The sequence below is a fragment of the Kitasatospora sp. NPDC059722 genome (assembly GCF_042733235.1).
Classification (GTDB): Bacteria; Actinomycetota; Actinomycetes; order Streptomycetales; family Streptomycetaceae; genus Kitasatospora.
In genome coordinates this window covers 56,023-64,334 of sequence record NZ_JBHWGD010000053.1, presented here as the reverse complement: position 1 = coordinate 64,334, position 8,312 = coordinate 56,023, and the positions used below count along the sequence as shown (strand labels likewise).

The following is an 8,312-nucleotide window of genomic DNA, read 5'->3' as shown; positions in this document are numbered from 1 at the left end:
GGCGCCGCGGCGCAGCCGGGCGCGGGCGGCGGCGCTCCCCGCGGTGCCTGTCCGCCGTGCTCCCCCGCCGCCGTTACCGGTATTCGACACCGACGGGGCCTCCGGCTCTGGTCGGGATCGGCGGCGCCGGCTGGGGCGGCTCACCGATGGTGACGAAACGTGCCGAAAAGTGACATACCCAGCAGAACCCAGGCTATCCCGGCTGCCGGGTCGTCTTGTCCGATTGACCTACCTGGCGCGGCGCCGGGCTCGCGCCGACAGGTGGGGGCTCAGGTGCCCAGGAGGCCGGCGACGTGCGGGAGGACGTCCCGGTCGTGGTCGAGCCAGTCGACCGAGTCCAGCTCGTCCGGGCCGAGCCAGCGCAGCTCGTCGTGCTCCAGGAGCGGACGGGGGTCGCCGTCGAGCAGCTCGGCGGCCCAGAAGTGCAGCTCCAGGCCCGGCCGGACGGCCCACGCGCCGGGCAGCCGCTCCAGCGCCCGGGCGTGCACGCCGAGCTCCTCCAGCAGCTCGCGCTCCAGCGCCTCGGACTCCGTCTCGCCGGGCTCGGCCTTGCCGCCCGGGAACTCCCAGCGCCCGGCCACCTCCGCGGGGGTGTTGCGGCGCGCGGCCAGCACCCGCCCTGCCCGGACGATCACGCCGCCGATCACGATCCGGACGGCGGCCTGCTCCTCGATGTTCACGGTTGCGGGATTCATGGCACGAGCCTAGGCGTCCCCGGCCGCGCGCTCGGCCTCGGTCCAGTAGAGCTGCTTGTGGCCGCGGGCCTCGAACTCCGCCGCGAGGCGCTCGGCCTCGTCCTTCGCCAGTCCCCGCGCGACGACGAAGCGGTTGCCGTTGTCGTCCTGCCGCATCACCCGAAAGGTGCTCATGGCGGGAGCGTATCCCCGGCCTGCGTGGGGGTCGGGCCGGGGATACCTGTCCCGAACCGTACGGGCGGCTCGCTACCGGCAGGTACGGGCCGGGTTAACTCCGGGTAAGACGGCGCGTCAGACCCGGAGGTCGGGCACCTGCTCGCCGGTGGACAGGCCCAGCTCGCGGCGGGCGTCCACGCTGAGCGGGGTGGTCTTGGCCGTCAGCAGCTTCGCCCGCCGGATCTCGCCCTCCAGCGCGGTCGGGTCGGTCGTCCGCGCTGCGGACTCCCAGGCGGTGGCGGCGTCCCGCTGGGCGGCGGCCAGCGCGGCGACCTTCGGCTTCGCGGCGTCCGGCCAGGACGTCGTCGTGCGGGACAGCTGCTCGGCCTCGGCGCGGGAGGCGGCCGCCATCCGCCCGGCCCAGGTCACGTACTCGGAGCCGGCCGTCGCGACCTCGCCCTTGGGCTGGTTCGCGTAGGCCGTGTTGAAGCCGCGGACGGCCTCCAGGTAGGCGAGCTGGGCGGAGGTCAGGCTGCCGCGGTCGGTGCGGACGGTGCCCACGTGCTCGGCGTCGCGGTCCTCGAAGGCGCAGGTGATGTACCGCTCCCCGTACTTCCAGTTGCCGGCGGTCGGGTAGAGGTAGATCTCGTCCATGCCGTCCGGGATCGCCCACTGGTCGAGGGCGTAGTTGTCGAGCACGGGGCGGCAGAGCTCCGCGGCGCGCTCGCGGATCGCCGACTCGCCCGGGTAGGTCCGGCTGTCGCCGGCCGGGGTCCTGGCGGTGCCGGCCACCTCGCCGTGGTGCGGGGCGGAGCAGGGCACCTTGCGGACCCAGTACACCGTCTCGTCGCCGCCGTCCGGGTCGACCCGGCTGCCCCCGTCCGGGGAGCTGTAGCAGTCCCCGGACTTGAGGGCGGACCAGCGGACCGAGCCGGCCGGGGCCTTGGGCGGCGCGCCGGAGTCGGCACGGTCGACCGGGCCCAGCACGGCGCCGAGGACGCCGAACACCGTGACCATGACGCCGAACACGCCGAACACCAGGCCCGTCACGGCCATGCCCATGCCGCGCTCGGCGCGCTTCCTGATCTGGACCATCGCGACGATCGACAGCACGAGGGCGACCGGCCACGCGCAGACGAGGCCGGTCACGAGGGCTCCGATGGCGAACCCGTTGACCTGCTTGGGGGGCTGGGGGTAGCCGTACGGGTAACCGGGCTGGAAGCCGGAGTACGCGGCGGGCGGCACCGACGCCCAGCCCCCGGCGGGCCCGGTGGCCCCGGCTGCCCCGACGGGCGGCGGCGGGGGCGGCGCCAGGGGCGGGGCCCCGGCGGGGGCGGCCCACGGGTCGGCGGGGGCCGGGGCGGCGGCAGGCGGGGCCGCGTCGGCGGGAGCTGCCGGGATGTCGGCCTTGGCGAGGTCCACCCGGTCCGCCGGGATGTCCGCGGGCTGCGGAGACTCGGCGGGCGGGGCCGATTCCTTGCCGAGGTCCACCCGGTCCACCCGGTCCGCCGGGGCCACCGGGTTCTCGGCGGGCGCGGGGTTCTCCGGCCCGGGGACGGGCGCGTCGGGATCGGGCTTGGACACGTGGACTCCCCCGGCCCGGCGGTGCGGGCGTCAGCTCGGCGTTCTGCGCCGCTCGGCGGCCTTCGGCACACCACTCGGACCCGAACGGGCCCGACAACGAACGGTCGCGCGACTTTACCCGATCTTTTCGAACGCCTGCCCGCCCTTTGTTCCCCGCCCCTCAGCCGCGCGCCAGGACCTCGCCGTGGAGCATCGAGAACCAGGCGTCCCCGGCGCCGCTCCACTCCCGCCAGCCGGCCGCGATCCGCTCCAGCTCCGCCCGGTCGGCGAAGCCCGCGGCCACCGCCGTGCGGGCGAACGCCGAGTCGACCGTCCGGTCCGCCCACATGCCGCCCCACCACGCGCACCGCTCGGGCGTCGCGAACGTCCAGGTGGTGGCGGTGGCGGCGACCTCGGCGAAGCCGGCCGCCCGGGCCCAGGACAGCAGCCGCCGCCCGGCGTCCGGCTCGCCGCCGTTGGCGCGCGCGGTCCGCCGGTAGAGCGCCAGCCAGTCGTCCAGCGCGGGCGCCTCGGGGTACCAGGTCATCGAGGCGTAGTCGACGTCCCGGGCCGCGACCACGCCGCCCGGCGCCAGCACCCGGCGCATCTCGCGCAGCGCGCCCACCGGGTCGGCCACGTGCTGGAGCACCTGGTGGGCGTGCACCACGTCGAACTCGCCGTCACGGTAGGACAGTCGGTGGACGTCGGCGACCTCGAAGACGACGTTCGACAGCCCCCGCCCGGCGACGTACTCGGCCGCCTGCTCCAGCACCTCGGCGGAGGTGTCCACGGCCACCACTCGCCCGCTCGGACCGACCAGCTCGGCCAGGTCGGCGGTGATCGTGCCCGGCCCGCAGCCGACGTCCAACAGGGCCTGCCCGGGGCGCAGTTCGGGCAGCAGGTAGGCGGCGGAGTCGGCGGCGCCGCGCGAGCGGTGCGAGCGCAGCACGGCCTCCTGGTGGCCGTGCGTGTAGACGGTGGACGTTCCGCTCATCGGATCCCCCTCGATCGTGTTCGGCTTCCCCCGACGCTACTCCTGTTCTCGCATCGCGAGAAGATTCGTCTCATATGGTGGCCACCCGGCGGCGCCCGCCCCACCGCCCGCCGTACCGTGGAGGCCTCCCGACAGAACGGTCCCGCCCCATGCCCGGCCCGCGCCCCTTCGTCCTGCTGAGCGCCGCCGTGTCGCTCGACGGCCACCTCGACGACGCCTCCCCCGAGCGCCTGCTGCTCTCCAACGCCGCCGACTTCGACCGGGTCGACGAGGAGCGCGCCGCCGCCGACGCGATCCTGGTCGGCGGCAACACCCTGCGCGCCGACAACCCGCGCCTGCTGGTCAACGACGCCGGCCGGAGGGCCGCCCGGGTCGCGGCCGGCCGGCCGGCGTACCCGCTGAAGGTGACGCTCAGCGCGAGCGGCGCACTCGACCCGGCGCTGCGGTTCTGGCACACCGGCGGCGGCAAGGTCGCGTACACGACGGACGCCGGCGCGGCGGCCCTGCGCCCGGCGCTGGACGGGCTGGCCGACGTGGTCGCGCTCGGCGGCGCGGTGGACCTCGGCGCGGTGCTGGACGACCTGGGCGCCCGCGGCGTGCGCCGCCTGATGGTCGAGGGCGGCGGCAGCGTGCACACCCAGTTCCTCGCGCAGGGCCTGGCCGACGAGCTCCAGCTGGCCGTGGCCCCGCTGCTGGTCGGCCAGGCGCAGGCGCCGCGGTTCGTCCACCCGGCCGCCTTCCCGGGCGGACCGGCGCGGCGGATGCGCCTGCTGGAGGCACGTACGGTGGGCGATGTCGTCCTGCTCAGGTACGCCCCGAAGGAGCCCGCCCCGTGACCACCGACCTCGACCACCTGCGCCGGGCCGTCGAACTCTCCCGCCTCTGCCCGCCGTCCGGGACCGCCTTCTCGGTCGGCGCGGTGGTCGTCGGCGCCGACGGCGAGGTGCTCGCCGAGGGGTACAGCCGCGAGACGGACGCGCACGACCACGCCGAGGAGGCCGCGCTCGGCAAGCTCCCGGCCGGTGACCCGCGGCTGCGCGGCGCGACGGTCTACAGCTCGCTGGAGCCGTGCGGGCAGCGGGCCTCGCGCCCGGTGCCGTGCGCCCGGCTGATCATCGCGGCGGGCGTGCCGCGGGTGGTGGTGGCCTGGCGCGAGCCGGACCTGTTCGTGACCGACTGCCAGGGCACGGCGCTGCTGGAGGCGGCCGGGGTCGAGGTGGTCGAGCTGGCGGAGCTGGCGGCGGAGGCCCGGGCGGTCAACGCCCACCTGCTCGGATGATCTTTTGTATCATCATTGAACAAAGGGCTCGTCTTCGCCGGGTCCACCGCCGCCCGCCGGCACCCACCGGCCCGCACCGCGAGGAGCCCGACCCATGCCCGCCGCCCCCGTCCGGCTGACCGCCCGCGCCCTCCTGCTCGACATGGACGGCACCCTCGTCGACTCCGACGCCGTTGTCGAGCGCTGCTGGCGGCGCTGGGCGGCCGTGCACGGCCTCGACCCGGCCGCCGTCCTCGCCGTCGCGCACGGCCGCCAGGGCCACGCGACGATGGCCGAGCTGCTGCCCGGCCGCCCGGCCGAGGAGAACCTCGCCGACAACCGGCGGATGCTCGCCGCCGAGCGCGCCGACACCGACGGCGTCGTCCCCGTCCCCGGCGCGCCCGCCTTCCTCACCGCGCTGGCCGGCCTCCCGCACGCCCTGGTGACCTCCGCCGACGAGCCGCTCGCCCGGGTCCGGATGGCCGCCGCCGGACTGCCGATGCCGGGCGTCCTGGTGACCGCCGAGTCGGTCGGCGCGAGCAAGCCCGACCCGGAGGGCTTCCTCAAGGGCGCCGCCGCACTCGGCTTCCCCCCGGCCGACTGCCTCGCCTTCGAGGACTCGGGGGCCGGCATCGCCGCCGCCCGCGCGGCCGGCCTGCGCGTCGTCGGCATCGGCCCCCGCGCCGCCGCCCACCGCCCCGACGCCCACGCCGACACCCTCGAAGCCGTCACCGTCACCACCGAGCCCGACGGCACGGTGACCGTCACCGTCCGCTGAGCTCCCCCACCCACGAACGCCGAACCGCCCGGCCCCGTGCGAACACGGAACCGGGCGGTCCACCGCACCGGGCGGCGGTCAGACGTTGAAGCGGAATTGCCATCACACCACTGCAACCTGCGAGAACGCCCCTGCCGACGAACGAAGTCAGCACAGAACCAGCACGGTGACGTGAACCCGCTGCTGACGATCAGTAGTGGTAGCGGGCTGCCAGGATGATGATCTCCCGGTCCGTGACCAGATAGACGAGACGGTGCTCGTCATCGATCCGCCGCGACCAGGCACCGGGCAAGTGGTACTTCAACGGCTCGGGCTTGCCGATCCCGGTGAACGGGTCGCGCAGGACGTCCTCGATGAGCTTGTTGATCCGAGCGAGCATCTTGCGGTCGCTCTTGAGCCAGGACGTGTAGTCCTCCCAGCCGGCCTCTTCGAAGACGAGCCTCACGCGGCGCCCTTCTCGACACCCGCCGCATCAGGATCGATGAGCTCCCGCTCGGAAAGCCCTGTGCCGCCAAGGGCGTTCTCGTACGCCTTGAGCAAGCGGCGCGCGTTCACCGGCGAGCGCAAGAGGTAGGAGCCTTCACGCAAGGCGGCATAGTCCTCGGCCGAGACGAGCACGGCATTCCCGTGCTTGGAGACGATCTCAATGGCCTCGTGATCGTCGTTGACCTTCTTGATCAACGGGAAGAGAGCCTTGCGCGCCTCGCTGGCTGTGATCGACATCGACTGAACTCCTTCCATGACCGGTACCACATAACGTACCACTCAAGTGCATGCGACGGGCCGAAGAAGTCAGCACCGAGTCAGCACGGAAAACGGACCGGGGCCCGCCTCAAGGGAGGCGGGCCCCGTCCGACCTGCACATTTGACAGATCGATCTATCTCAAAGCAATCAAATGATCAGACGTTGAAGCGGAACTCCACGACGTCGCCGTCCTGCATGACGTACTCCTTGCCCTCGATGCGGGCCTTGCCCTTGCTGCGGGCCTCGGCGATGGAGCCGGTCTCGACCAGGTCGGCGAAGGAGATGACCTCGGCCTTGATGAAGCCCTTCTGGAAGTCGGTGTGGATCACACCGGCCGCCTCGGGGGCCGTGGCGCCCTTCTTGATGGTCCAGGCGCGGGTCTCCTTGGGGCCGGCCGTCAGGTAGGTCTGCAGGCCGAGGGTGTCGAAGCCGACGCGGGCGAGGGTGGCGAGGCCGGGCTCCTCCTGGCCCATCGACTGGAGGAGTTCGAGCGCCTCCTCGTCGTCGAGCTCGATCAGCTCGGACTCGATCTTGGCGTTCAGGAAGATCGCCTCGGCCGGGGCGACCAGCTCGCGCTGGGCGTTCTTGAAGTCCTCGTCGGCCAGCTCGTCCTCGTCCACGTTGAAGACGTAGAGGAAGGGCTTGGCGGTCAGCAGGTGGAGCTCGCGGATCGGGGCGGTGTCGAAGCCGGCCTCGAAGAGGGTCTTGCCGGTCTCCAGGATCGCCTGCGCGGCCTCGGCGGCGGCCAGCACGGGGGCGGTGTCCTTCTTGAGGCGCGCCTCCTTCTGGAGCCGCGGCAGGACCTTCTCGACGGTCTGGAGGTCGGCCAGGATCAGCTCGGTGTGGATGGTCTCGATGTCGTCCTTGGGCGACACCTTGCCGTCCACGTGCACCACGTCGGGATCGGTGAAGGCCCGCACGACCTGGCAGATCGCGTCCGACTCGCGGATGTTCGCGAGGAACTTGTTGCCCAGGCCCTCGCCCTCGGAGGCGCCGCGCACGATGCCGGCGATGTCGACGAAGTCGACGGTGGCCGGGAGGATCCGCTGCGAGCCGAAGATCTCGGCGAGCTTGGCCAGCCGCGTGTCCGGGACGCCGACGACGCCGACGTTCGGCTCGATGGTGGCGAACGGGTAGTTGGCCGCCAGCACGTCGTTCTTGGTCAGGGCGTTGAACAGGGTCGACTTGCCGACGTTCGGCAGGCCGACGATTCCGATCGTGAGCGACATGAAGCGCAGTCCCGGGGCTTGGAGGAGTTGGACCGGCACCGTGCGGGCCGACCCCCAAGTCTACGGGCAGCTCCTCACGCCCCGGTCGCCACCGGCAGGGGCTCCAGGAACTCCGGCCGGTCGCCCAGCCGGTCGCCGGAGTGGAAGCGGCGTCGGCCGGGCAGGCCGGCGGGCCTGAACGACGATCACATCAGTACTCCGTCCGGAGACACGGAGCGAGGCCTGAACGGTCCATTACACAGTGTGGCGATGATCGGACCGTACGTTGGGTGGGTGGAGCAGAGCATCCGTACCCAGCCGCCAGGGCCCAGACGCCGTCCGCCGAACGGCAAGGGCGCCGCCGTCCCCGGTCCAGGGCGCGGCCCCGAGGCCGCCGGGGCCCCCTCCTCCCGGCTGCGGCCGGTGGCCGGGGCCCCCGCGAGCGTCCGCCCGGCCACCCCGAAACTGCGGCTGCGGCTGCCGCTGCGCGGGCGCGGCGACGCCCGGCTCTACGGGCGCCGCCGCACCGGGCGGCCCACCCGGCTGACCGCCGTCGGCACCGGCGTGGTCGGCGTGCTGGCGACCCTCGCGGTGGCCGGGGCCGACCGGCTGCTGTTCGACGGCCTCGGCTGGCTGTTCGGCCTCGGTTACGTGGTCGTCTGCTTCCAGCTGGCCGTCCGGGTGCGCTACGTCGACCTGCTCGCCGCGCCGATCAGCGGCCCGATCGCCTTCGCGCTCGCACTGTCGCTGCTCGCGCCGGTCAACTCCCCGGGCGTGACCGCCCAGGTGGTGGCGCTGGCGACCGGGCTCGCGCTGCGGGCCGGCTGGCTCTTCACCGGCACCGGGCTGGCCGCGCTGATCGTCCTCGCCCGGTTCGTCGCCCAGCGCAGGATCCAGCGCTCGCGCTGAGCGGCG

At 73.7% G+C, this 8,312-nt stretch carries 9 protein-coding genes and 1 pseudogene; 3 read left to right on the top strand and 7 right to left on the bottom strand.

Annotation, left to right across the window (positions count from 1 at the left end):
• Positions 1-269 precede the first annotated feature (269 nt).
• The 4 genes from ACFV4F_RS28910 to ACFV4F_RS28895 form a co-directional block, all read right to left on the bottom strand.
• The gene (locus ACFV4F_RS28910) at positions 270-695 is read right to left on the bottom strand and encodes an NUDIX domain-containing protein (RefSeq protein ID WP_380441653.1); all 426 of its coding nucleotides are present in this window, start codon (positions 693-695) and stop codon (positions 270-272) included.
• Positions 696-704: 9 nt separating this feature from the next.
• Entirely contained in the window at positions 705-869 is a 165-nt protein-coding gene (locus ACFV4F_RS28905; RefSeq protein ID WP_380441651.1) for an SPOR domain-containing protein, read from the bottom strand.
• Positions 870-986: 117 nt separating this feature from the next.
• Positions 987-2,435 carry a DUF4190 domain-containing protein gene (locus ACFV4F_RS28900; RefSeq protein WP_380506752.1) on the bottom strand — a complete coding sequence of 483 codons (1,449 nt, stop codon included), beginning with the start codon at positions 2,433-2,435 and terminating at the stop codon, positions 987-989.
• A 160-nt stretch (positions 2,436-2,595) separates the two neighbouring features.
• Positions 2,596-3,408, bottom strand: coding sequence for a methyltransferase domain-containing protein (locus ACFV4F_RS28895; protein WP_380506749.1), 813 nt, complete (start codon positions 3,406-3,408; stop codon positions 2,596-2,598).
• A 149-nt stretch (positions 3,409-3,557) separates the two neighbouring features.
• Here ACFV4F_RS28895 and ACFV4F_RS28890 point away from each other — a divergent pair.
• Together ACFV4F_RS28890 and ACFV4F_RS28885 are read left to right on the top strand one after the other, a co-directional pair.
• Positions 3,558-4,687: pseudogene (locus ACFV4F_RS28890) on the top strand (dihydrofolate reductase family protein).
• Between the two features lie 94 nt (positions 4,688-4,781).
• On the top strand, positions 4,782-5,444 hold the full coding sequence (locus tag ACFV4F_RS28885) for an HAD-IA family hydrolase (protein WP_380506746.1): 663 nt from the start codon (positions 4,782-4,784) through the stop codon (positions 5,442-5,444).
• Positions 5,445-5,634: 190 nt separating this feature from the next.
• Here the strand turns inward: ACFV4F_RS28885 and ACFV4F_RS28880 are convergent, their stop codons facing one another.
• The 3 genes from ACFV4F_RS28880 to ychF all read right to left on the bottom strand — a co-directional run bounded on the left by ACFV4F_RS28880 (position 5,635) and on the right by ychF (position 7,418).
• The gene (locus ACFV4F_RS28880; RefSeq protein ID WP_380506743.1) at positions 5,635-5,889 is read right to left on the bottom strand and encodes a Txe/YoeB family addiction module toxin; all 255 of its coding nucleotides are present in this window, start codon (positions 5,887-5,889) and stop codon (positions 5,635-5,637) included.
• Positions 5,886-6,167 carry a type II toxin-antitoxin system Phd/YefM family antitoxin gene (locus ACFV4F_RS28875; protein WP_380441641.1) on the bottom strand — a complete coding sequence of 94 codons (282 nt, stop codon included), beginning with the start codon at positions 6,165-6,167 and terminating at the stop codon, positions 5,886-5,888. The genes ACFV4F_RS28880 and ACFV4F_RS28875 overlap by 4 nt, the downstream gene beginning before the upstream one ends.
• Positions 6,168-6,344: 177 nt before the next feature.
• On the bottom strand, positions 6,345-7,418 hold the full coding sequence (gene ychF / locus ACFV4F_RS28870) for a redox-regulated ATPase YchF (protein ID WP_380497230.1): 1,074 nt from the start codon (positions 7,416-7,418) through the stop codon (positions 6,345-6,347).
• A gap of 273 nt (positions 7,419-7,691) precedes the next feature.
• On the opposite strand from ychF, the gene ACFV4F_RS28865 reads away from it, so the two are divergent.
• Positions 7,692-8,306 carry a DUF6542 domain-containing protein gene (locus tag ACFV4F_RS28865; RefSeq protein WP_380441637.1) on the top strand — a complete coding sequence of 205 codons (615 nt, stop codon included), beginning with the start codon at positions 7,692-7,694 and terminating at the stop codon, positions 8,304-8,306.
• Positions 8,307-8,312 lie beyond the last annotated feature (6 nt).